The sequence below is a fragment of the Brucella sp. NBRC 12953 genome, from assembly GCF_040369775.1.
Lineage (GTDB): Bacteria > Pseudomonadota > Alphaproteobacteria > Rhizobiales > Rhizobiaceae > Brucella > Brucella pseudogrignonensis.
Map to the genome: position 1 here is coordinate 113,783 of NZ_BAABSV010000002.1, position 24,340 is coordinate 138,122.

The window sequence follows — 24,340 nt, forward strand, 5'->3', positions numbered from 1 at the left end:
GAAAACAACCCCACTATATAGATATTTATTTCATTCTATTTTAAATTGAAACAGAATTATTTAACTCTGACTATATTCAGGATCTTTACGGTCAAATTAATGCCAACCCATTCAAATTCATTGCATAGTTTTCCACATAGGCTCTATTAACGTGAAATTATCAGATATTGCTTACACAAGGCTCCAATGAAACGGCACCTTTTGAGCATAGCGGTTGCAGCTTGCTGGCTTGCCAGCGGCATCTCCGTCAGCGCCCAGCCCGCGCCCAAGGCACCTGACTTCTTCAACCAGAAGGAAAGGCTGGCCTTGCCATCCCTTCAGGGACTTAATCGACTGCGCTTCGTGACGACGCTCGATTTCCCGCCCTTCAATGCACTTAACGAAGCCGGACAACTTTCAGGCTACAATATTGACCTTGCGAAAGCGCTCTGCAGTCAAATGGGATTGAGCGACATATGCCAGATCGAGGCTGTTCCCTGGAATGAACTTGAAGCCAAGCTGGAAAGTGGTGAAGCGGAAGCAATCATCGCAGGCTTGAGTGTCAATGCGCAAAGCCGGCAGAAATTCGTTTTCACCCGCGCCTATATGCGCTTTCCCGCACGCTTCATAACCAAAAAAGCAAATAGCTTTTCCGAACCTGCGGCGATTTCAACACGCGGCAAAGACATTGGCGTTGTAGCAGGCTCTGCGCATGAACAGCTTTTAAAAGCATATTTTCCACAAGCCGTTGCCAAATCATTTCCCGACCGCGCTGCTCTCTTAGCTTCACTGCAAAAAGGTGAGATCACCGCTGCTTTTGATGACGGCATGTCGCTGTCATTCTGGCTTGAAAGTGATCAGGCTCATGATTGCTGCGTCTTCACAGACGGGCCATATCTGGCACCGCAATATCTTGGCTCAGGTCTGACAATTGCTGTCGCTCAAAAGAATGCTGCTCTGGCAATCGCTTTTAACAGTGCGTTGCAGTCATTACAGCAGCAGGGCAAACTCACAGAGCTCTATCTGCGCTACTTCCCAACCAGCTTCTATTGATTAAGACCTGCAACAGCTGCGCATGAATCGCGTGGCAGAATCATCTGTGCTACGGATTACGCCCGTTCATGCCACTCTTTGACCGACGCATGCCGCAGAATTTCGTGCCATTTTGTCGCACCAACGGGAACGCAGCACCGCGAATTTTCAGTGATTATTGAAATTTCCGACCATTCGATACTTACAGTACATAAGTAAAATTATTTGAAATCAAAATATTGAATTAGATTTTCAGGAAACTAAAGCGCTAAATCGCGTCTTATTATGTAATTTCGTGTCGCCTTATATCACATTTTCCCAATAAATCCATATGTTTATTTGTTCTTGAAGAATTCTTCTTTTAATCGATAATCAAAATCGAGGAGAAGGAGGAATTATACATGTACCAAGGCATCAGCACTCATTGGCACAAGTCTCCTGCACAGACCCAGCGGTCGCCGAATGAAGCAACCTATGTGTTCTTTGGGATTTTTCTGGCGTGCCTGACTGTTCCTGCAGCAATTATCCTTTGGGCGATTGCTCAAAGCATAATGACGCATTTCTAAGAAAGTCAGGTGATCCCGAGATAGATTGTCGGTCACGAGCCTGTAGATGGCGATGGATTTTGACGAAGCGTAGCGAACAGGTGCGGATAGCGCTTGGTAGACTTCGCACATAAGCTTCCAAATAATGATGGGCCATAGGATGCGCTTGAGTCATCAGATGCTCCGTTGGCGCCTTACGGCATTCAACAAAAAGCCCCGCTTGAGAGCGGGGCTTTTTCTTATTCTCTAACCCCGGCACATCCGTAGGAATATGCCGGCGCTGATCACTTTTAGTGCGTCGCACCGCTCTCGTCGCCATGTGCTGCCTGCTGCTGCACAGGCGCTGGCGCTCCAGCTACATCATCAGGACGCTTTTTAGGCGGCTTGCGTGCGATCAGGCTATAGAACATCGGAATGAAGAAGGTCGCGATGAAGGTCGCAGCCAACATACCACCGATAACGCCGGTACCGATCGAGTGACGGCTTGCCGAACCTGCACCAGAGCTGATTGCCAGCGGGACCACACCAAGGATGAACGCCAGCGACGTCATCACAATCGGACGGAAGCGCAGGCGAGCAGCCTCAGCAGCAGCTTCGATGGCTGACTTACCCTCTTCGCGTTGCAACACTGCAAATTCCACGATCAGAATCGCGTTCTTTGCCGCGAGACCTATGAGCGTCACCAGACCGATCTGGAAGTAGACGTCGTTGGTCAGACCACGCAGATCAGTTGCCAGCAACGCACCGAAGATCGCGAAAGGCACAGCGGTAATGACTGCCAGTGGCAGGCTCCAGCGTTCATACTGGGCGGCAAGGATCAAGAACACCATAAGCAAGCCGAAGATCATAGCCTGACTACCGCTGCCGCTTGTCGTGACTTCCTGATAGGCAGAGCCAGTCCATGCAATCTGATAGCCCTGCGGGAGCACTTCAGCAGCCACTTCCTGCATCGCCTTGATCGAGTCACCCGACGTGTAACCCGGTGCCGGATTACCCGTGACCTTAGCCGCATTAAACGCGTTGAAACGTTCAAGCTGATCAGGGCCAACAACGCGCTTGACCGTTACCAGTGCGCTCAGCGGGATCATGCTGCCAGAATCGGCGCGCACAAACACATGCTTCAAATCGCTCGGGTCGCGGCGGAACTCGGCTTCCGACTGCAGATTGACCTGATAGTTGCGGCCATAAAGCGTAAAGTCGTTGACGTAAACGCTACCGAAGGTCGCCTGCATGGCGGTGAAGACCGAATTGATCGGCACGCCCATCGCCTTGGCTTTTTCACGGTCAAGCTGGATATCATACTGCGGCACGTTCGGATCAAACGTTGTGCGCACACCCGTCAGTTCCGGGCGCTTGGCCGCGGCATCTGTCAGAAGCTTGGTCGCATTAGTCAGCGATTCAACACCGCCACCCGTACGATCCTGCACGTAAAGTTCGAAACCGCCGGTCGTGCTGAGACCCATGATCGGAGGTGGGTTGAATGCCAGAACCAGACCATCCTGAATGCCCGCATTCATACCCATGATTGCACCGGGCAGATTGCGCGCGTCGAGATCCGGCGTCGTGCGTTCTTTCCAGTCCTTGAGCATGATGAACATCGTACCGGCGCTGGTCTTAAGACCACCCGAGAGCAGGTCGAAGCCGGAGACTTCAAACACGCTTTCTACCGCGGGATGCTTACGAATATTTTCGCTGGCCTCATGAAGAACCGCACTTGTGCGCTCCAGCGATGCCGCTGGCGGCAGGATGGCCACACTGAACAGGAAGCCCTGATCTTCGTCTGGCAGAAGCGATCCCGGTACTTTCTCAAAGAGATAATATGTACCGCCCAACAGACCTGCAAAAATCAGCAAGCCAATAGCAGCGCGTTTCAGGAAGAAGCGCACGCCGTTGGTATAACCGCGCGTCAAACTGTCGAAGAAGCGGTTGAAGATACGAAATGGCAGCATCGGCTCATGATGGCCGGGCTTCAGGATCAGCGCGCAGAGTGCGGGCGTCAGCGTCAAAGCCACGATACCGGAGATCGTCACCGAAATCGCAATCGTAACAGCGAACTGCTTATACATTTCGCCGACCAGACCGCCCATGAAAGCGACCGGAATGAACACGGCGCAGAGCACCAGAACAATCGCAATTACCGGCCCTGTCACTTCGCTCATTGCCTTGATGGCAGCTTCGCGCGGCGGCAGTTTCTCGGTCGTCATAATACGTTCGACGTTTTCCAACACCACGATGGCGTCGTCCACGACGATACCGATCGCCAGAACCAGACCGAACAATGTCAGCAGGTTGATGGAGAAGCCAAGCACATACATGCCCGCGAATGTACCGATGATCGAGATTGGAACCGCGATGACTGGAATAAGCGTTGCACGCCAGTTCTGAAGGAAGATGAAGACCACCAGAACAACGAGGATGATAGCCTCGATGAAAGTATGGATCACTTCCTCGACAGAGACCTTAATGAACTTGGTCGTATCGAATGGAACCGAATAGTCGATGCCTTCAGGGAAGCTTGCCTTCAGCTCCGCCATGCGGTTCTGAATAAGCTCCATCGTGTTGAGCGCGTTGGCGCCCGGTTGCAGATAAATCGCAATCGGAACAGCCGGAGTGCCGTTGAGGGCGCTATCTACCAGATAGCTTTCTGTACCCAGTTCCACACGGGCAACGTCCTTAAGACGCAGCGTTGCAGCATTCTTGTCGGAACGAAGAATGATGTTTTCGAACGCTGATGCGTCCGGCAAACGGCCTTGCGTTGTTGCCGTGTAAGTAAACGGCCCTGCCTGCGGATCAGGCTGATCGCCAAAGCGACCTGCCGCAAACTGTGCGTTCTGTTCCTGAATTGCCGTCTGAACATCGGTTGGTGTCAGATTATACTGTGCAAGCTTGTCCGGACGCAGCCAGACGCGCATCGAATAATCGATGTTGCCGAGAAGCTGAACATCGCCCACACCAGTAAGGCGCTTGAGGTCGTCGATGACGTTCAAAAGCGCGTAGTTACCAACATAGGTACGGTCATAGCGATCCGTGGTGGAGAACATCGCCACCATGCCGAGAATGGTGCTGGAGCGCTTATCGACGGTCACGCCGAGACGCTGCACTTCCTGCGGCAGAGACGACGTTGCACGCTGAACACGGTTGTTGACGTTGATCGTTGCCTGATCCGGATCGGTGCCCAGAGCAAAGGTCACGGTCAGCTGCATGGTGCCGCTGCCAAGGCTCGAGGACTGCATATAAAGCATGTTCTCGACGCCATTGATCTGCTGCTCAAGCGGTGCCGCAACGGTTTGCGTGACCGTTTCAGCACTTGCGCCCGGATAGGTCGCGCTGACGACAACCTGGGGCGGCGTCAGCTCGGGATATTGCGCGACAGGCAGGATCCGCATCGCAATGAGGCCTGCCAGCACAATGATGATGGAGATGACCGCCGCGAAAACCGGACGGTCGACGAAGAATCTATTCATTGCTTGTCTGCCGCCTGTTCTTTTCCGGCCTCTGCTCCAGCTTCGCCTGCAGCCTTTTCAGCTGAAGCTTCAACCGGCTGAACCGTTTTGCCCGGGGCCGCCTTGATCACACCTTCGGTGATGATACGGTCGCCAGCCTGAACGCCTTTGCTGACAAGCCATGCGTCCGTCAGTTCGCGGGAAACCGTAACTGGCCGAACTTCCGCAACGTTTTCCTTGTTCACAACATAGACGAACTGGCCTTGCGGGCTTTGCATCAGGGCTGCTTTTGGAACCAGAATTGCGCTGTCGATGGTTACGCCAAGGATCGATGCGCGAACAAACTGACCTGGGATCAAGCGCTGATCAGGATTGTCAACGACAGCACGGGCACCAAGTGTTCCGGTTTCCGTATCGAGCGATGAGGATGTGAAGTCGATGGTGCCTTCATGGTCATAGGCATCGCCGTCACCAAACAGAATCCGAATGCGCAGACGATCCGCATCCTGTCCCGTCGCTCCGCGTGCTTCACGCAGCTTGCGGATTTCCGCAGCTTCCGAGTCCGTGAAGGAGAAGTTGACGTAAACTGGATTGATCTGGGTGATCGATGTCAGCAGGCTCGACGAAGCATCCGTACCGATCAGACTGCCTTCGGAAACCTGTTCGAGACTGGTGATGCCGCTGATAGGCGCCGTAACCTTGGTATAGCTCAGGTTCAGTTCTGCCGTGCGCAACTGCGCCTTGGCAGCCGCAACTGCAGCCTTGTTAAGGTCTCGCGTCGCCAGGGCAGTATCACGGACGGCTGTGCTCTGCACCTTCTGCTGAACGAGCTGCTCGGCCCGTTCCGCATCGCGGATCGACTGCTGATAGGTAGCCTCAGCCTGCGCAACCTGCGCCTGTGCGCGAGCAGCTTCAGCCTCATATGGTGCCGGATCGATCTCGAAAAGCACGTCGCCAGCTTTGACTTCCGTGCCTTCAATAAAGTTGCGATGCAAAAGAATGCCGCCAACGCGAGCACGCACCTGAACATCACGATATGCGCTCACGCGAGCGGCATATTCATAAGGGACTGAAACGTTCTGCGCCTTGAGTTCTGTAACAGTGACCGGCGGAGGTGGTGGCGTAGCCCCTCCTGGTGCCTGCGCATAGGCAGACTGTCCTGCAATAATGAAAAATGCGGCTCCTGCCGCAAAAAGCCGAATAGAACGGTTCATGGTCATAATGGGAGTTGCCCTTGATGTCGCACGGTGCGGCCGAATAAACATACACGAATGTTTGTAAATACGAATTACCGTGTTATAGTCAATCACCTAATGTTACATATCACGAATGATTTATCCCAATTGTGAAGTAAAATCCCGAGACGGCTTTGGGGTTTTTATTCACCTTGGAATATCGAAAGAACCCGAATGCGCAGGACCAAAGCCGAGGCCGCGGAAACCCGTGATGCTATTCTGACGGCCGCCGAGCATGTCTTTCTGGAACGCGGTTTAACGCAATCTACTCTGATGGAGATTGCGGGTCATGCTGGTGTGACACGCGGTGCGATCTACTTCCATTTTCACGACAAGCTCGACATTTTTCAAGCGCTAATCAACCGAACTCGCTTCCCACATGAAGAGATTATGCTACAGGCGGCCGCCTGTGACCATCCCAATCCTCTTTATGTTCTTGAACAGTCGATCCTGACAGCACTTGAACTGTTCATCACCAATGAGCGGCAGCAGAATCTATTCACGATCATCCACCAACGTTGTGAATATGTCGGCGAGATCGCTCCGCTCGTTGAGCATCTAAAAGAAGCACGCGCGAATGTGCTTTCGCTTTTTACGGGATTGCTCGAAGTTGCAGAACGACGCGGAGAGCTTTCCAGCGAATGGACTTCCCTTTCAGCCGCGCAAATCCTGCTCGCCGTATTGGGTGGCCTGCTGAATGAATGGCTCAGAAGTGAACGCGGGTTCGATCTGGTCAGCGATGGTGGAAAAACCATCAAAACCATGATGAAATCCATGCGCCGCGAACCGGTTCCTGTCGCGTAAAGCTGCACTTTGTATCTCCAATAGACATTCCCTCACCGCATCGTGAACCCCTCTCCGCAATTATTGGGAGAGACGTTCTCTCAAATTTTAATTTACGCTTACGTCAATGTAACTCTTGCGATTACGACGAAAGTCGACCACATTAATTTTTGAGGAGCATGCCTTTCCTTTATTGAGGATCTGGCATCATTGGGAGAAGGGTGGCGGGCTTGCTGCTCAAACAACGGACGGAGCAATCCGGGGAGAAGGCATGGTAAAAAAGGCAACAGAAACCAAAACCACGTCGAGCCCAGCAGTGGGCACTGCAGCTGAAACAGCACCTGCACTGGATAAGATTTGGCTGAAATCCTATCCGAAAAGCGTTCCGCATGAGATTGATCTGAGCAAAGCCACTTCAATTGGCGACATGATCTCCAATGCGTGCCGTCAGTTTGCAGACAGGCCAGCATTCACCTGCATGGGCAAGGATCTATCCTATAAGGATCTGGACGAAAACTCGCGCGGGCTTGCTGCCTGGCTTCAGTCGCGTGGATTGGTCAAGGGCGACCGCGTGGCCGTCATGATGCCAAATATTCTGCAGTATCCGATTACTATTTCGGCAATTCTTCGTGCCGGTCTGGTCGTCGTCAACGTCAACCCGCTTTATACACCGCGCGAGCTTCAGCATCAGCTAAACGACTCTGGCGCAAAAGCATTGGTTGTGCTCGAAAATTTCGCAGCGACGGTTCAGAAATCACTGGCTTCCATCCATGTACCGAACATTATTGTTGCCACGATGGGTGATATGCATGGCTTTAAAGGCCACATCATCAATCTGGTGGTGCGCAAGGTAAAGAAGCTGGTGCCAGCATGGAATATTCCGGGCCATGTGCGCTTCAAGGATGCGCTGGCGCAGGGGCGCGGCAAATCCTTCAACCCAGTTCCGGTCGGCAATTCCGACCTCGCCTTCCTGCAATATACCGGCGGCACCACAGGCATTTCCAAAGGCGCAATGCTCAGCCACACCAATATTCTCGCCAATGTTGAGCAGATGCAGCTCTGGATGGATGTAGCCTTCCAGAACAAGGGCAAACCGAAGGAACTCAACTTCGTTTGCGCATTGCCGCTCTATCATATCTTCGCGCTGACCGTGAACGCGATGATCGGCATGAAGCTTGGCGCGCGCAATATCCTCATTCCCAACCCGCGCGACATTCCTGCATTCGTCAAAGAACTGCAGAAATATCCGTTCCATATTTTTCCGGGCCTCAACACCCTGTTTAATGCCCTGATGAACAATGATGAATTCAAAGCGTTGAATTTCAAACCGCTTATTCTCACACTGGGTGGCGGTATGGCGGTGCAACGCCCTGTGGCTGAACGCTGGCAGCAAATGACCGGTTGTCACATAACGGAAGGCTATGGCCTTTCCGAAACCTCGCCTGTTGCGTCAGCCAATGCACTTGATGCGACCGAGTTTAGCGGGACCATTGGTCTTCCGATGCCATCGACCGATATTGTCATTCGTGATGATGACGGCAAGGATCAGCCGCTTGGTGAAGTGGGCGAGATTTGCGTGCGTGGCCCTCAGGTCATGCTCGGCTACTGGAACCGCCCCGATGAAACTTCCCGCGCTATCATGCCAGACGGTTTCTTCCGTACCGGCGACATGGGCTTCATGGACGAAAACGGTTTCACCAAGATCGTTGACCGCAAGAAGGACATGATCCTCGTTTCCGGCTTCAACGTCTATCCGAATGAAATCGAGGAAGTGGCTGCGGAACATCCCGGCATCGTGGAATCGGCAGCCGTTGGCATTCCAAACGAACATTCAGGTGAAGTCGTGAAACTCTACGTGGTGCGCCGCGATCCGAACCTGACGGAAGAAGACGTGAAATCCTTCTGCGCCCAGCGCCTCACCAACTATAAGCGTCCGCGCGAAGTCGAATTCCGTGACGCACTGCCGAAAACCAATGTCGGCAAAATCCTGCGTCGTGAACTGAGAGACTAAACAGTCTCAATCATTAAGGATGACAAACTGCGGCTCTGCTGAGCCGCAGACGGTAGAGCATTGTGTCAAAGGGAATGGGCCGATGATTGAAGAAGTCACCTTTGAAGCCAGCGACGGCTTCCCACTTTGTGGGCAGCTGTTCCATGGCGAAGGCAGAAAGCCCCTTGTGCTGATTTCATCGGCAACCGCCGTGCCGCAAGGCTTTTATTCCTCCTTTGCCAAGCACCTCGTCGCCAACGGTGCGCGTGCGGTTCTAACTTACGATTATCGTGGCGTCGCCGCTTCCCGCCGTGCCCGCAAGGCAGTGCCCGAAATCCGTTTCAAGGATTGGGCCGTTGAGGATTTTCCTGCCGCACTTCGCTATTTGCAGGCAGTTGCGCCAGGACATGAGATGGTTGGCATCGGTCAATCGTTTGGCGGACAGGCATTGGGCATTTCTGATTGTTCCAGCGGTTTCTCACGTTATGGCATGGTGGCAACCATGTCGGGTGCAGTGCATCTTCTGGACGATAAATGGGTCTGGCCACGCATGAATATCGTTGGCGTGCCTGTCTCCTACCTCACACCTAATATGCCACGCTGGATGAATGGCGAGCCAATCCCCGGATCGGTATTCCGCGATTGGGCGCGGTGGTGCCGGATGAAGAACTATTTCTTTGACGATCCGCAGCTTGGCGCAGCTGAGCTTTTGGCCAAGGTCAAAACGCCTGTTCTTGCAGTCGGACTGGAAGATGATCCGTGGGGTACGCGGCGCGCCGTCAGCCACTTTTTAAGCTATCATACCAGCGCGCCAATTGAGCAGCGCTGGTATTCACCAGCCGACACTGGCGGCCAGCCAATCGGTCATCTCGGCTTTTTCCGCTCGCGATTTTCTCAAAGTCTTTGGCCGGAAATGACAGAATGGCTGCTGGATGGCGTTTTACCATCCAGCCAGAATCATTTGAACAAAGCTGGCAAGTCAGCGATGGAATCAAGCACCACATCGGCATGAGGCTCAAGCGCTTCGCGTGGGCTGTTGCCGGACAGAACGCCAACGCCGAGACCAGCTTTTGCAGCATGTGCCGTTTCAAGATCGTGCAGATTGTCGCCCACCATGGCGATTGCGCCCGGTTCAAGGCCCACTTTTTTCGCAAAATAGAGCAATGGGTCTGCAAATGGCTTTGGGCGCTCTGCCGTGTCATAGCCGATCACGACATCAAACAAATGGTCGATCCCCAGCGCCCTGGCTGTGGCATGGGCGCCCGCTTCTGAATCGTTAGTCGCAATGCCAAGGATAAAACCCATCTCGCGAAGGGTTTCCAAGGTTTCCTTCAAGCCTTCAATTGCAACCGCAGAACGCGCACCTTCAGCAACCGTATAACTATCAAACTCAGCGATCTTGGCTTTGAAACCAGCCTCGTCAATATCCGGGTGCCAGAGCTGAACGATATCTTCGACCGTACCGGCAGCAATCACCGAATTGGCGCGAAAACGCGATGCTTCCCAGTCATAACCGCCCGCATCGAGCAGCGATTTTGCACGATGCTCATCACCATTGGCGGTGCGCTGTGCGAGGTTCCACGACACGGTAAACCATGTGCGGTCAAAATCGATCAATGTGCCATCCTTATCGAACAGGATGGCACGGATTGATTTCAACTTTTCGGAGAAAAGGGATGCACTCATGCCTCTAACGCGCCGGAACGCTTCTTGACTGCCGAAGGCTTTGAGCCAAGCAGTTTCAGCAGATCGTCACCACGGCGGACATAACGCAATGTGCGGCGGGTGAGGATACGGCCTGCCTGCGGCGCGGTCAGCGTAATGTCGCCTTCCGGTTCACCCGGCTTTGTGACGACCGTTACTAGCTTTGCGCCCGCTTCCACCACATCACCCGGAACCACATGATAGAGCACCATGCCACCTTCAGGCGCGCGCAGCATCTCTACATTTTCAAGCGGTGTGATGAGACCCTTATAGTCGAGATCGAGCTTTACGCTTTCGTCGACAATCACACCACGATGGACGAGGAACTTGTAAAGGCCTTCGGCATCACCCTTGCCCATATCGGCATAGACATCGCTTAAGCCCCGGAATTCAACCGTAGTGACGGCGCGGCGCTTCATGTTGCGCTTGTCGGCATGCAGTTGCAGAACAGGATGCGCGCAGGCTTCCTCAAAAGCTGCGTCCGCTGTCGTGTCCCATGCGAGGATCGCAGTCGATCCGAGCGCCACGGCCAGATCCTTCATGTCTTCCACAAATTCCTTGGCGATATAGACGTAGTTTTCGCTTTCATCATCGCAATGAAGATCGAGCACAATGTCATTTTCGAGAGCAAGCTTCAGAAGCGTGCTTTTCAACCGTTGTGCAAGTGCTACCGGTGCATCCGGGCCGGGCAATTCAGACGTGTCGAAATCCGGCAGCAGCGGGAAAGCGCGATTGAAATTAACCGCCGAGAAAAACTCGAAGCGGCCCAGATGCTGATGTGCCTGCCACTGGTTCGAGCCAATCGGATTTGCTTGTGGGATAACCGTGACATTGCCGAGAATGCGGCCTTCTTCAGATGCTTTTTTCAGCATCGGCACGAGAAAATGCAGAGCAGCCTGTCCCGGCAATTCACCGCCATGCAGCGAAGATTGCAAATAGGCGGTCGGCGCATCGCTGTCTTTGCCTGCAAAGCGCAGCACACGCAGTTCAATGGCGTTACCCGGTACATCGCCGGCAAACTCGATAATCTCGGTCTTCATTTCAGTTCCCATTTTCATTCAGCACTTCATACCTAGACGGAAAAAAAGCCGGGTGTGAAACCCGGCTTTATCCTTATCCACCTGTTTGTAATATCAGGCTTTGCGGCGTGCATGCAAATGGGCAACGAGACCCACTGTCGAACCGTCTTTGCCTTCAGCAGATTCTGCACCCGAAACGACCGGAAGAAGCTCGGTTGCGAGTTCCTTGCCAAGCTCCACGCCCCACTGGTCAAACGCATTGATGCCGAAAATCTGCGCTTCCACGAACACGCGATGTTCGTAAAGAGCGATCAGGCGACCGAATGCAAACGGATCCAGCTTGTCGTGAACAAGTGTGAGTGACGGACGGTTACCGGAGAACACGCGATGCGGTGCAATGCGTTCGACTTCCGCCTCAGGCAGCTTCTTAGACTGGAGCTGCGCGCGGGCTTCATCGAGCGTACGGCCCTTCATCAAGGCTTCCGACTGCGCAAGGCAGTTGGCGAGCAACATTTCGTGCTGATGATCGAGATGCTTTTCATGGCCCTTTGCCGCAACGATGAATTCGAGCGGAATGGTGTCGGTGCCCTGATGCAGCAGCTGGAAGAAAGCGTGCTGGCCATTCGTACCAGGCTCACCCCAGACAACCGGACCCGTTGGGCCGGAAACCGGCTTGCCGTCAACCGTCACGCTCTTGCCGTTCGATTCCATGTCGAGCTGCTGGAGATAGGCTGGAACACGCGCCAAACGCTGATCATAAGGGATGACTGCGCGGCTCGAATAATCGCAGATAGCGCGGTGCCAATAGCCGATAAGGCCGAGCCAGATTGGCAGGTTCTTTTCCAGCGGTGCATCACGGAAATGCACGTCCATCGAATGTGCGCCAGCAAGGAACTTGCGGAAATTATCTGCACCGATAGCGATCATCACTGGCAGACCAATCGCCGACCAGACCGAATAACGACCGCCGACCCAATCCCAGAAACCAAAGACGCGCTCTTCGCCGATACCGAATGCGGCAACCTTATCAAGCGCGGTCGAGACGGCAGCAAAATGTGCGCCAACGGCATCTTCGCCCAGCGCATCTGCAATCCATTTGCGTGCAGTCTGCGCGTTGGTCATGGTCTCGATGGTGGTGAAGGTCTTCGACGCGACGATGATCAGCGTCGTTGCCGGATCAAGCACATTGAGCGTGTCGGCAATATGCGCGCCATCGATGTTCGACACATAATGTGCGCGTGGGCCATCATGGTAAGGCGAAAGCGCAATCGTCGCCATGACCGGGCCGAGATCGGAACCGCCGATCCCGATATTGACGATATCGGTGATCTTCTTGCCTGTCGCACCCTTGATGGAGCCGGAGCGGATGCCATCGGAGAAGGCAGCCATACGGTCGAGCACTTCCTTCACATCCGGAAGGACGTTGTGGCCATCGACCAGCACTTCTTTCGACGTGGTGTCGCGAAGGGCCACATGCAGAACAGCGCGATCTTCGGTGTTGTTGATGTGCTCACCTGCAAACATTGCAGCACGACGGCCTTCAACATCGGCCGCCTCAGCAAGTTCAGTCAAAAGTGCAACCGTCTCATCATTGACGCGGGCCTTCGACCAGTCAAACAGCAGATCGTCAAGCGACAGCGAATAGCGCTCAAAACGGCCCGGATCGGCTTTGAATGCGGCACGCATGTCTTTTGGTGCAGATTCCGCCCAATGTTTCTTCAGCTTTGCGACCGTTGTTTCAAGCTTCGCCGTGTCTCTTGCCATGATGGTACTCCCAGTCAATCAAATCGATTTAATTGCGGATAATTAAGCAGTTTATTCGAGAAATGCATCCGTTAAATTACAGAAATTTTCCTTTTGATGTGGTTCCATATATGCATATGCATCAATTTAGGTTGATCAGGAGTTTAGTCAAAGCATGGACCTCGTCGGAGAAGAGAGAATTAGCGCACCCCGGCAGGCCGTCTGGGACGCACTCAACGACATCGATACGCTGAAAAACTGCATTCCCGGCTGCGAAGATCTGGAACGTCTGTCTGAAACAGAAATTCGAGCCGCGCTGAAAGTCAGCCTCGGCGTGATCAAAGTGCGTTTCCACGGAATGCTTGAACTCTCCAACATGAACCCGCCTGCCTCCTATACGATCTCCGGGCGCGGTGAAGGCTCGATTGCGGGCTTTGCGCATGGCGACACCGACGTAACTCTGACTGAAGATGGTAATGACACGATCCTGAGCTACGTGATCCGTGGCGATGCCGGTGGCAAGATCGCGCAACTTGGGTCGAAACTTCTCGGTTCGGTCGCACGCAAGATTGCAGACCGCTTCTTTGCCAATATCGGTGCTGCGGCGGCACAAAAAGCGGCACAAAATGCCGCTGCAAAAACGGCATAATTTCATTCCAAGATGGTATGAGAATAGATGGGAAAGCGTTTTTGCTTTTCGTCCTTATGAGATAGTCGATAATCCAGCAGCATGATGAAGGCCTATCGGCATGAAACCCAGAGACACCGCGACCTATATTTTCCTAGCCATAGCATGGGGGCTATCGTTCCTCGTGGTGCTGCGCGTGGTCGAGGCCTTCGGCTGGGTTGGTGCGGTTGCCTTCCGCTCCTTCATTGCCGCAGGGACTCTGTTTGCAATCGCCAAACTTTCCGGGCGTAAGCTTGATTTTCAGGCTGGCTGGAAACCCTTTGCCGTTGTTGGTGCAACCACCGTTGCGGGCCAGTTGATCGGCCTTTCCTATGGCACGCCACTGATCGGAACAGCGATGGCCGCGATCTGCGTTGCATCCATTCCGCTTTTCTCGATGGTCATCAGCCAGCTCTGGGGGCTTGAGCGCATTACTTCACGCGGCCTGATCGGCCTGCTGCTTGGTGTCACCGGCATCGTGCTTCTGGTCGGCTTCCCGGCTGTTGCGATTACGCCTGAATTTATCATGGGCTGTGTTGCTGTGCTTTTCTCCTGCTTCTCGGCAGCTTTCGGCAGCAATTATGCAAGCCGTCGCCTTTCAACCGCAGGCTCTTGGGAAACCACCATTGGCGCATTCGTCTTTGGCGGCATCCTGACTTTGCCACTGATCGTCGCCATCCCAGTGCCAACCGTGCCAGGGCTGGTTGATTTTGCATTTCTGCTGATTTCGGCCTGCGTGATGAGCGCCCTCACCTATGTGCTTTATTTCAGACTGGTCGGAAACGTCGGACCAACAAAAGCCATCAGCGTCGAATTTGCAGTCACGGTGATTGCGGTTCTGGTCGGAGCGGTTTTCCTGAAAGAACAGCTCTCCATCATCCAGTTTGTCGGAGCGGCCGTCATCATTGCTGGCTGTGCGCTGGTGCTAAGCTCACGCCCTGCCCTTCCTAAAGAAGCCGAAGCTTTCCCGGGCGCTGAGACAGACGAAACCTCTGACAACAATATTATCAAGTCAGAGACAATCTGATTTTATACTCCCATCAAGTTACAAAGGCCCGTGCTTTCAAAGCCGGGCCTTTTCTACATTTGTAGTGCCTAAAAGTCATAAATTGACCAGATGATAAAAAATTTGACCTTCCGTAAAAATCTGTCATCCTGTCATTAACGGGCATCACGCGACGATAAAGATCGCAGCCCGGAACAGAGTTCAAGGTGCGCAAAGGGAACCCGCGCCTTAACAAGCAAAAATGGGAGATGCGATCGATGAGATCAGCAGAGAATTCGCCTATTGATGCAATTGATAATCCGGGACACGCGAACGGGCCTGATATCCATGGCTCACGGCTGGAAAAGGCCGACTATGCGCATGTTTTCGATGATCTGCATCCGCCGCTCAACAAGCACGAAGCCCTCGTTGAATCCGACCGCTGCTATTATTGCTATGATGCGCCTTGCATGAATGCATGTCCGACCAGCATCGACATTCCGCGTTTCATTCGCCAGATCAATACCGGCAATGCTATCGGTGCGGCAAAGACCATTCTTTCAGAAAACATTCTGGGCGGCATGTGCGCCCGCGTCTGCCCGACCGAAACGCTCTGCGAAGAAGTGTGTGTTCGCGAAACTTCGGAAGGTAAGCCGGTCAAGATTGGCGAATTGCAGCGTTATGCCACCGATGTTCTGATGGAAACCGGCAATCACCCATTCAAGCGCGCACCTGATACCGGTAAGCACATCGCCATTGTTGGCGCGGGTCCAGCGGGTCTTTCTGCGGCGCACCGCCTTGCGATGCTTGGATCTAGGGTGACGGTTTTTGAAGCGCGCCCCAAAGGCGGCGGTCTCAATGAATATGGTATTGCCGCCTATAAGACGGTCAATAATTTTGCCCAGCGCGAACTGGAATTCGTGCTGAAAATCGGCGCGATCAATATCGAGTATAACCAGACACTCGGTCAGGACATCACCATTGAAGCGCTGAAGGCGGGCTATGATGCGGTGTTCCTCGGCATGGGTATGCCCGGCGTGAATGATCTGGGACTTGTTGGCGAAGATGCGCCCAATGTGATCGATGCCGTTGATTACATCGCCAATCTGCGTCAGGCGAAAGACCTCTCATCCCTGCCTGTGGGCCGCAATGTTGTGGTTATCGGTGGCGGCATGACCGCAGTGGACGTTGCCATCCAGACCAAGAAGCTCGGCGCTGAAAACGTGACAATCGTTTATCGTCGCGGTCAGGAAAGCATGAATGCCAGCGCCTATGAACAGGAATTGGCGCAGATCCACGGCGTGGTGATCCGTCACTGGTTGCAGCCACATGCACTTGAGCGGAGCGAAGACGGCACCGTCAATGCCGTAGTGTTTGAATATACCAATGCCGATAGCGGCAAGCTTTCCGGCACCGGCGAATATCTCATTCTTGAAGCCGATCAGGTCTTCAAGGCTATCGGTCAGAAGTTTGAACCAGAGCCAATTGCAGGTTCAGGCATCGGACTCTCCAAAGGACGCATCAGCGTCGATGATGAACGTCGCACATCCGTTGAGGGCATTTGGGCGGGGGGCGACTGCGTTGCAGGTGGACAGGATCTGACCGTTGCATCGGTGGAAGACGGCAAGGTTGCCGCTGAATCCATCCATGCGACGCTGACGAAACGTCCCGAAGCGATTGAAGGCTTTGCCGATGCGGTGCTGTCGGGCGGCGCGCTTCATGCGCCAACTCCGTCTGCCCATCGTGACCGCAGCGTGCCTTTGGGCCAGGAACAGGGCTGAGGAGAGTAAACATGGCTGATCTTTCAACGAACTTCCTCGGCATCAAGTCGCCAAACCCGTTCTGGCTGGCTTCGGCTCCGCCGACTGACAAAGCTTACAATGTCGAGCGTGCTTTCAAGGCTGGCTGGGGTGGCGTGGTCTGGAAAACGTTGGGTTCCGAAGGCCCACCGGTGGTCAATGTTAACGGTCCGCGCTACGGCGCTATCCATGGCGCTGACCGGCGATTGCTTGGTCTTAACAATATCGAGCTGATCACCGACCGACCGCTTGAAGTGAACTTGCGCGAAATGAAAGAAGTGAAGATGCGCTGGCCCGACCGCGCATTGATCGCTTCGATCATGGTGCCGTGCGAAGAAGAAGCATGGAAAGCCATTCTGCCACTGGTGGAAGAAACCGGCGCTGACGGCATCGAACTGAACTTTGGTTGCCCGCACGGCATGAGCGAACGCGGCATGGGTGCGGCCGTCGGTCAGGTGCCGGAATATGTCGGCATGGTCGTGAAATGGTGCAAGCAATATAGTCGTATGCCGGTGATCACCAAGCTGACACCAAACATCACCGATATCCGCAAACCTGCACGCGGCGCAAAGGCCAATGGCACCGACGCCGTATCGCTGATCAACACAATCAATTCCATTGTGTCGGTCGACTTGGACAGCATGTCGCCGGTTCCGTCGATTGATGGGCGCGGCAGTCATGGCGGTTATTGCGGACCAGCGGTCAAGCCGATTGCGCTGAACATGGTGGCGGAAATTGCACGCGATCCTGAAACCTATGGCCTGCCGATTTCAGGCATTGGCGGCATTACCACATGGCGCGATGCTGCTGAATTTATCGCGCTCGGCTGCGGCACCGTTCAGGTCTGTACTGCTGCAATGACCTATGGCTTCAAGGTCGTTGAAGAAATGATTGATGGTCTTTCCGACTGGATGGACAGCAAAGGCTATCAGACGCTTGATGATTTCCGCGGCATGGCCGTGGAGCATGTCAGTGACTGGCAGTATCTCAACCTCAATTATGTCACCAAGGCACGTATTGATCAGGATTCCTGCATCAAGTGCGGTCGTTGCCATATTGCCTGCGAAGACACCTCACATCAGGCAATCACCAATCTGGTGAATGGTGCGCGGCACTTTGAGGTGATCGATGAGGAATGCGTTGGCTGCAATCTTTGCGTCAATGTCTGCCCGGTCGAGGATTGCATCACCATGGAGCAGATCGGCGATTTCGATCCGCGCACCAAGGCACCGATCCCGGCACAATATGCCAACTGGACGACCCATCCGAATAACCCGATGGCTGTAAAAGAAGCTGCAGAATAGAGCGCATCCCGAAAAGTGGGAACCGCCTACGCGGGGAAATTAGTCCACTGGACTAATTTCTGTTCCCGCTCCGATCAGATAAGATGCGCGTAAAACAAATATCAAAAACGCCGGGGAAAACCCCGGCGTTTTTCATTGCTGACAGATGATTTAGCGACTGACGCGCATGCCTTTTTCCGGCTCGAACACATGGCTGGTTGCCGGATCAACCGCAATGGTCAGCACATCACCCGGACGCACTGTCAGGCGCTCGCGGAACAGGCAGGTGACTGGCTGATCGCCGAGCTTGCCCATGACCATGATTTCCGAACCGGTCGGCTCAACGATCTCGACTGTGACCGGTACGCCGTTATCGGCAATCTTCATATGCTCGGGGCGCATACCATAAACAGCCTTGCCCGAAAGACTTGCATAATCGCCTTCAGGAAGCGGCATACGGAAGCCGCCATCTGCCACAAACGAACCTTCCTCGATCTTGCCATTGACGAAGTTCATCGATGGCGAGCCGATAAAGCCCGCAACAAACATATTGGCCGGACGATCATAGAGATCGAGCGGCGCACCGATCTGCTCCACCAGACCATCGCGCATGACGACGATCTTGTCTGCCATGGTCATGGCTTCGATCTGATCGTGGGTCACATAAATCGTGGTGGTCTTCAGACGCTGATGCAGCCCCTTGATCTCGCCGCGCATCTGCACGCGCAGCTTGGCATCGAGATTGGACAGCGGTTCGTCAAACAGAAACACCTGTGGATCACGCACAATCGCACGGCCCATAGCCACACGCTGACGCTGACCGCCGGAAAGCTGGCGTGGAAAGCGATCCAGCAGCTTGTTGAGGCCGAGAATTTCGGCTGCACGATTAACGCGGCTGTCGCGTTCTTCTTTCGGCGCGTTTTTCAGCATGAGCGCGAAGCCCATATTGTCGGCAACCGTCATATGCGGATAGAGCGCATAATTCTGGAATACCATGGCGATATCGCGTTCCTTGGCGCGCAGGTCATTGACCACACGCGGACCAATGGCGATTTCACCATCGCTGATTTCCTCAAGTCCTGCGATCATGCGCAGGAGCGTGGATTTTCCGCAGCCCGAAGGGCCGACGAGTACGACAAATTCGCCGTCTTCAATATTGACTGACACGCCATGCAGAACGCCGACATTGCCATATTTCTTGATTGCATTTCGGATGGATACAGATGCCATCTTAAACCTCAACTCTTATTTGACGGCGCCTGCTGTCAGACCTGCAACGATCTGGCGCTGTGCGAATACGGTTAGCAACAGGACCGGCAATGTGACCACAAGGGCTGCAGATGCAAGCGGACCCCAGCTGACCTGTTCAAAGGACAGCATGTTGTAAACTGCGACCGGCAGGGTGCGTGTCTCGCGGCTTGCAAGCACGATGCCGAAAACGAAATTGTTCCACGAGAAGATCACCGCAAGGATGAGCGACACCACAACGCCGGGCTTAGCAATCGGGAGTGCCACCTTCATGAACACCTGCCACGAGGAAGCACCATCGATAATGGCTGCTTCTTCAAGCTCCATCGGTGTTGTCTCGAAATAGCCGATCATGATCCAAATCACGATTGGAACGGTGACGACCAGATGGATGATGATCTGTGGCCAGAGCGTGCCGAGAAGGCCGAGCGTCTGGAACAACAGGAATAGCGGGATCAGGTAAGACAGGCCCGGTGTCATACGCGCAATCATGATGACGATTGCCGACTTGTTGGCACGCAGTCGCGCAATGCCGTAGCCTGCCGGAACGCCGACAATCAATGCCAGCAAGGTCGCGGTTCCTGTGACCAGAAGACTGTTCCAGAAATAGAGCAGGAAGTCATTGGTCTCGAAAATCCCGGTATAGTTTGACCATGCTATGCGGTCAGGGATCAGGATAGGCGGATAAGCACCGTTGTCGATTTCATACTTCAACGAAAGCGACAGCATCCAGACGAAGAAGAAGATTGCAGGCGACACGATGACGAACACCACGAGTGCCGTGCCAAGCTTTGAAAGAATAGACTTGCTTGCCATGACCTGTCCTCAGCTGTTCCACTTGGTCCGCTGGCGCAGCGCCAGAAGGATCATCGACATGGCGATAATGACAATAAAGAACACCACAGCAATCGCCGAGCCGTAACCAATGTCATAGTAAGAAAACGCCACATTATAGAGATAGATATTGATGGTTTCCGATGCCGTTCCTGGACCGCCTTGCGTCATTGCAAAGATGATGTCGAAGCTTTTCAGCGCATCAATCGAGCGGATGATAACGGCAACCATGATAAATGGCAGGATCATCGGAAGCGTGATGTAACGGAATTTCTGCCAGCCATTGGCGCCATCAATTTCCGCGCTTTCAAACGGATCGCGCGGCATGGATGCAAGGCCACCCAGCACGATCAGCATGACCAGCGGCGTCCACTGCCAGGTTTCAACAGCAACCAACGACGGGATAACCGTGCTCTGATTGAAGATCCATTCCTGCGGCGGAATGCCGATCAGCGACAGGAGATAGTTCAGCACACCCAGCTGTGGGTGATACATCATCGTCCAAACCAGCGCGACCGCAACCGGTGTTGCCATCATCGGCATGACGAAGATGCCGCGCAGCAGCCCACGCATGGGCAATTTGCTGTCAAACACCAGCGCTGCAATCGTACCCAATATCATCGGGGCCACGACGGACAGAACCGTGTAAACAACCGTGTGCCACATGGATTCCCAGAAGCGCATATCGGTCGCAAGACGCAGATAATTGTCAAAACCGACAAAGCTCTGCTCGCCGCCAAGCTGCCACTGGTTGGTACTCATCCAGAGTGTAAACACCCATGGGAAGACGATCACCGCCCCGACAGTGATCAAGGCAGGAAGAACAAACGGCCAGTAGCTCGGCCGCAGACGGTTTGTGGCCGCCTTGGTGGAGGAAGCTGCTTTTGCAGCAGCTCCCGTTTTTGCTCCTATCGGGGCGGCAGATGTCATTTTCCTTCGCTCCGTGCGAGGACCGGACGGAATTCTTCCGTCGCGCGTTTCATTTCAGCTTCTGCGTCTGCACCATTGAGAAGATTGGTGAGGCCAACACCGATAATGTCGCGGAATTCCGTGACAGGCACGATGACCGGCAAGCAGAGCTGGCTGATTGGTGCAGATTTCGAGAGGGCTTCAACCCAGCCTTCCGGCATGGTGACACCTTTACGCACATCTGCATCGTCGATGATCGACTTGCGGAACGGAACGCCCGATCCCGACTGCAACAGGCGAGCACCCATTTCCTTGGAAATGGCCCACTGGCAGTAAAGATATGCGGCTTCCTTGTTCTTGGAGGCTTCGGTCACGCCGATGCCATCACCTGTCGTTGGCGCTGCCTGTGCATTCGGGCCTGCTGGCATGACGCCATAGCCAACCTTGCCGACAACACGCGACTTGTTCGGATCTTCAAGCGGCGGTGCGAAACCAATACCGTCGAGCCACATGCCAACGCGACCCTGCAGGAAGTTCGACTGGCATTCAGCCCAGTTGAAGCCTGCAACACCGGGAGGTGCCGATTTGGTCATCAGACGCTGATAAAGCTTGGCTGCTTCAATACCTTCGGCCGAATCCGTCTGCAGGTTGCCGTCCGCATCAACCGACTGCTTGCCATAGCCGAGCAGAAGGCTGGTATAGACCGGTGCATTGGCATTCTTCATGCCGCGCGCGACGAAGCCGTAAGTATTGGTCGATGGATCGGTAAGTGCTTCTGCGGCTGCAACCAGCTCTTCGAAGGTCTTCGGGAATTCGATGCCCTTTGCGGCAAAGAGTTCCTTGTTCCAGTAGATGATCCAGTAATCGACCGAGAATGGCAGTGCGCCGAAGCGGCCATTGGCATCCTTAGCGAAAGTTAGGCCGGCGCTTGCGAAATCATCTTCGGTGAGCGACGCATCAGTCAGCGTCGGGTCTTTCAGGAACGGATTGAGATCGGCAAGCCAGCCGCCCTTTTCAAACTGGCGCTTCTGAACGTGATAGCTGATATGGATAACGTCGAAGCTCGGACGACCCGAAGTCAGCTCGATCACGGCCTTCTGGCGCTGCTGCTGTTCTGGCATCTGTTCGGAATTAACCTTGATACCAGTCAGCTCTTCGAATTCCTTTTGATATTTCTGAAGGATTTCACCGCGCGGACTTTTGATGAGATTAACTTCGAGCGTTGTGCCCGCATATTTCTTCCAGTCAACGGTCGACTGGGCGCCTGACTGCGCGAAAGATGGGCTGATGCCTGTTACACCTGAGGCGGCGATGGCCGCTGTGCCTGCCAAAAACTGGCGACGTGTTGGACGTAATAGATTCATTACATGCTCCTCCCCTTAGGCCTTCCTGGCCCATTGATTCCTTCAACCCGGCAACTCCTCTTGCCCGGTCTCGGTTGTTAAATCTGCAAAGCCAGCTTCCGTGCATTATTGATGTGAACGGCGATGGCATCCATAGCGGTCTGCGGGTCTCGGGTCTCGATTGCACTCAGTACGGAAAGATGTTCCTGCATGACCGGGATAACGCGTCCGGTGATGCGGAAGCGCTCCTGATTGATCAGACGCATCTTGATCGTATTGGTCTGATAGGCACGCCAGATAATTTCATTATCGAGTGAGCCGACAATCGTATCATGCATGCTCCAGTCGATATTCTGCGCCTGCTCTTCAAGCTCCGGTGTTTCACCTTCGCTCATCGCGCGGTTGAGCGTATCTTCATGGGCAGCACGCAGCGAGCGCAGCAATTCATCGGAAGCCGACTGGCAGAAAATCGCGATCGACTCCTTTTCGATGAAAAGGCGAAACTGAAACGCTTCACGGATCAGATTAAGATCGATATGCGCGATCTGGAGCCCGCGCTGCGGCACGGTCTTGATTAGGCCTTCCGCTTCAAGACGCGGGATCAGCTCGCGGATCGCACCCAGCGGCAAGCCCGTCATGGTGACGAGCTGGCGCTGCGAAACGAACTGGCCCGGATGAAAATCACGCGCCAGCAAATGCTGGGTGAAGCTCTGATAAGCCTTATCCCGCAATTTTACCGGTTCGTTGTGATCGTCCACCAAAGCCATTCCCTTTTTTGTTATCGAGGCTTATGCCGCTATTAAGCCGCTTTTGCCAGATGCAAACGGTCGAATACACTACCAATTGCATCGAAATCCGCGTCATTGAGTGAAATCAGCGGTGCGCGCACGCGACGCCATTCCTTGTCACCCGTATGACGCGCAACCATGGCCTTGACCGCAGGCGTTACCGGATAGTTCAGCAGCTGCTGCACGGCACCGACGAGTTCAGCATCATCCTGACCGTCATTGACCATGCGCAAAAGACGATCCGGGAACAGATTGGCCATGCCTGAAATCGCACCCTGTCCACCAAGCCGTACACCGGCAGCAAGATCACGTTCATCGCCGATAAGGATCGCAATATCTTTGTGGGCTGCAAGCAGCTTTTCCGTATAGGCCCAGGTGCCGGAAGAATCCTTCACGCCGGTGATGATGCCGCCAAAAGCTGCACGAAGACGGCTGATGAGATCGACCGACAACTCAACCGCCGTCACCGATGGAATATTGTAGAGAATGATGCTGCGCGCATCTTCGCCCAAACCTTTGAAGACAGACGAGAACCAGTTGAACAGACCTTCGTCGGATAGGTTTTTGAAATAGGAAGGGGGAGCCAGAAGGATAGCCTTGCAACCGCGACGCAGCGCATCGGCCGACTGAAGGACAGCATCGGCAACCGAATTTTCCATGACGCCGACAACAATGTTCGAAGCAGGGAAGCCGCCTGCGATAAATGCATCGAGAAGAGCAGCGCGTTCAGCATCGGCAATCGACGAACCTTCGCCAGTGGTGCCAAACAAGGTGACGCTTGAGCAGCCATTATCGAGGCGCGCGCGAGCATGTTTCAGCGCCCGGCTGACATCGATTTTGCCATCAGCATCGAATGGCGTGGTAAGCGCTGCAGAGAGCCCGAAGCGCTCCTGCCCAGAATGATTATGTGCCAAAACTGGCTCCTCCCAAGTTTGAACTTTAAGTTTGCACATACTAACATGTTAGTAAAGAGTCAATTCGTGTTCAGTGTGCATTCGGATGATTTTGGGA

The 24,340-nt window shown here is 54.0% G+C and carries 19 protein-coding genes; 8 read left to right on the forward strand and 11 right to left on the reverse strand.

Going from position 1 to position 24,340, the window contains the following annotated elements; genetic code table 11:
- Positions 1 to 186 precede the first annotated feature (186 nt).
- On the forward strand, positions 187 to 1,032 hold the full coding sequence (locus ABWV94_RS04480) for a transporter substrate-binding domain-containing protein (RefSeq protein WP_105518149.1): 846 nt from the start codon (positions 187 to 189) through the stop codon (positions 1,030 to 1,032).
- 814 nt (positions 1,033 to 1,846) lie between these two features.
- Here the strand turns inward: ABWV94_RS04480 and ABWV94_RS04485 are convergent.
- Both ABWV94_RS04485 and ABWV94_RS04490 read right to left on the reverse strand, forming a co-directional pair.
- Entirely contained in the window at positions 1,847 to 5,020 is a 3,174-nt protein-coding gene (locus tag ABWV94_RS04485) for an efflux RND transporter permease subunit (RefSeq protein WP_113495999.1), read from the reverse strand.
- Complete coding sequence (locus ABWV94_RS04490) at positions 5,017 to 6,219, reverse strand: efflux RND transporter periplasmic adaptor subunit (RefSeq protein ID WP_113496000.1); 1,203 nt, start codon at positions 6,217 to 6,219, stop codon at positions 5,017 to 5,019. The genes ABWV94_RS04485 and ABWV94_RS04490 overlap by 4 nt, the downstream gene beginning before the upstream one ends.
- Positions 6,220 to 6,408: 189 nt before the next feature.
- Between ABWV94_RS04490 and ABWV94_RS04495 the strand changes: the two genes are divergently transcribed.
- The 3 genes from ABWV94_RS04495 (at position 6,409) to ABWV94_RS04505 (ending at position 10,019) form a co-directional block, all read left to right on the forward strand.
- Entirely contained in the window at positions 6,409 to 7,038 is a 630-nt protein-coding gene (locus tag ABWV94_RS04495) for a TetR family transcriptional regulator (RefSeq protein WP_064320149.1), read from the forward strand.
- A gap of 250 nt (positions 7,039 to 7,288) precedes the next feature.
- Positions 7,289 to 9,028 (forward strand): long-chain fatty acid--CoA ligase, encoded by a 1,740-nt coding sequence (locus ABWV94_RS04500; protein WP_247645068.1) that lies wholly within the window; start codon positions 7,289 to 7,291, stop codon positions 9,026 to 9,028.
- An 82-nt stretch (positions 9,029 to 9,110) separates the two neighbouring features.
- Entirely contained in the window at positions 9,111 to 10,019 is a 909-nt protein-coding gene (locus tag ABWV94_RS04505; protein ID WP_353412715.1) for an alpha/beta hydrolase family protein, read from the forward strand.
- Here ABWV94_RS04505 and ABWV94_RS04510 read toward each other — a convergent pair.
- From ABWV94_RS04510 to pgi, 3 genes are all read right to left on the reverse strand, one after another.
- Positions 9,965 to 10,693 (reverse strand): HAD family hydrolase, encoded by a 729-nt coding sequence (locus ABWV94_RS04510; RefSeq protein ID WP_113496001.1) that lies wholly within the window; start codon positions 10,691 to 10,693, stop codon positions 9,965 to 9,967. The genes ABWV94_RS04505 and ABWV94_RS04510 overlap by 55 nt on opposite strands.
- Positions 10,690 to 11,751, reverse strand: a complete 1,062-nt coding sequence (locus ABWV94_RS04515) for a M14 family metallopeptidase (RefSeq protein ID WP_113496204.1) — start codon at positions 11,749 to 11,751, stop codon at positions 10,690 to 10,692. The genes ABWV94_RS04510 and ABWV94_RS04515 overlap by 4 nt, the downstream gene beginning before the upstream one ends.
- A 93-nt stretch (positions 11,752 to 11,844) precedes the next feature.
- Positions 11,845 to 13,494, reverse strand: a complete 1,650-nt coding sequence (gene pgi, locus ABWV94_RS04520) for a glucose-6-phosphate isomerase (RefSeq protein ID WP_353412718.1) — start codon at positions 13,492 to 13,494, stop codon at positions 11,845 to 11,847.
- A gap of 154 nt (positions 13,495 to 13,648) precedes the next feature.
- Between pgi and ABWV94_RS04525 the strand changes: the two genes are divergently transcribed.
- The 4 genes from ABWV94_RS04525 to preA all read left to right on the forward strand — a co-directional run bounded on the left by ABWV94_RS04525 (position 13,649) and on the right by preA (position 18,228).
- Positions 13,649 to 14,122, forward strand: a complete 474-nt coding sequence (locus ABWV94_RS04525; RefSeq protein ID WP_007873480.1) for an SRPBCC family protein — start codon at positions 13,649 to 13,651, stop codon at positions 14,120 to 14,122.
- A 100-nt stretch (positions 14,123 to 14,222) separates the two neighbouring features.
- Positions 14,223 to 15,167: a DMT family transporter gene (locus tag ABWV94_RS04530; RefSeq protein ID WP_113496003.1), complete on the forward strand. Its 945-nt coding sequence runs from the start codon at positions 14,223 to 14,225 to the stop codon at positions 15,165 to 15,167.
- A gap of 227 nt (positions 15,168 to 15,394) precedes the next feature.
- Positions 15,395 to 16,906, forward strand: coding sequence for an NAD(P)-dependent oxidoreductase (locus ABWV94_RS04535; RefSeq protein ID WP_181152468.1), 1,512 nt, complete (start codon positions 15,395 to 15,397; stop codon positions 16,904 to 16,906).
- A gap of 11 nt (positions 16,907 to 16,917) precedes the next feature.
- Complete coding sequence (gene preA, locus ABWV94_RS04540; protein WP_113496005.1) at positions 16,918 to 18,228, forward strand: NAD-dependent dihydropyrimidine dehydrogenase subunit PreA; 1,311 nt, start codon at positions 16,918 to 16,920, stop codon at positions 18,226 to 18,228.
- 150 nt (positions 18,229 to 18,378) lie between these two features.
- On the opposite strand, the gene ABWV94_RS04545 is transcribed toward preA, so the two are convergent.
- The 6 genes from ABWV94_RS04545 to ABWV94_RS04570 form a co-directional block, all read right to left on the reverse strand.
- On the reverse strand, positions 18,379 to 19,437 hold the full coding sequence (locus ABWV94_RS04545) for an ABC transporter ATP-binding protein (protein ID WP_007873473.1): 1,059 nt from the start codon (positions 19,435 to 19,437) through the stop codon (positions 18,379 to 18,381).
- Between the two features lie 15 nt (positions 19,438 to 19,452).
- Positions 19,453 to 20,271, reverse strand: coding sequence for a carbohydrate ABC transporter permease (locus ABWV94_RS04550; protein ID WP_113496006.1), 819 nt, complete (start codon positions 20,269 to 20,271; stop codon positions 19,453 to 19,455).
- A 9-nt stretch (positions 20,272 to 20,280) separates the two neighbouring features.
- Positions 20,281 to 21,219 carry a carbohydrate ABC transporter permease gene (locus ABWV94_RS04555; RefSeq protein ID WP_064320142.1) on the reverse strand — a complete coding sequence of 313 codons (939 nt, stop codon included), beginning with the start codon at positions 21,217 to 21,219 and terminating at the stop codon, positions 20,281 to 20,283.
- Complete coding sequence (locus ABWV94_RS04560) at positions 21,216 to 22,562, reverse strand: ABC transporter substrate-binding protein (protein ID WP_113496007.1); 1,347 nt, start codon at positions 22,560 to 22,562, stop codon at positions 21,216 to 21,218. Before ABWV94_RS04560 ends, ABWV94_RS04555 begins: the two co-directional genes overlap by 4 nt.
- A gap of 77 nt (positions 22,563 to 22,639) precedes the next feature.
- The gene (locus ABWV94_RS04565; protein ID WP_007873467.1) at positions 22,640 to 23,299 is read right to left on the reverse strand and encodes a GntR family transcriptional regulator; all 660 of its coding nucleotides are present in this window, start codon (positions 23,297 to 23,299) and stop codon (positions 22,640 to 22,642) included.
- Between the two features lie 41 nt (positions 23,300 to 23,340).
- Entirely contained in the window at positions 23,341 to 24,243 is a 903-nt protein-coding gene (locus tag ABWV94_RS04570) for a dihydrodipicolinate synthase family protein (RefSeq protein WP_007873465.1), read from the reverse strand.
- Positions 24,244 to 24,340 lie beyond the last annotated feature (97 nt).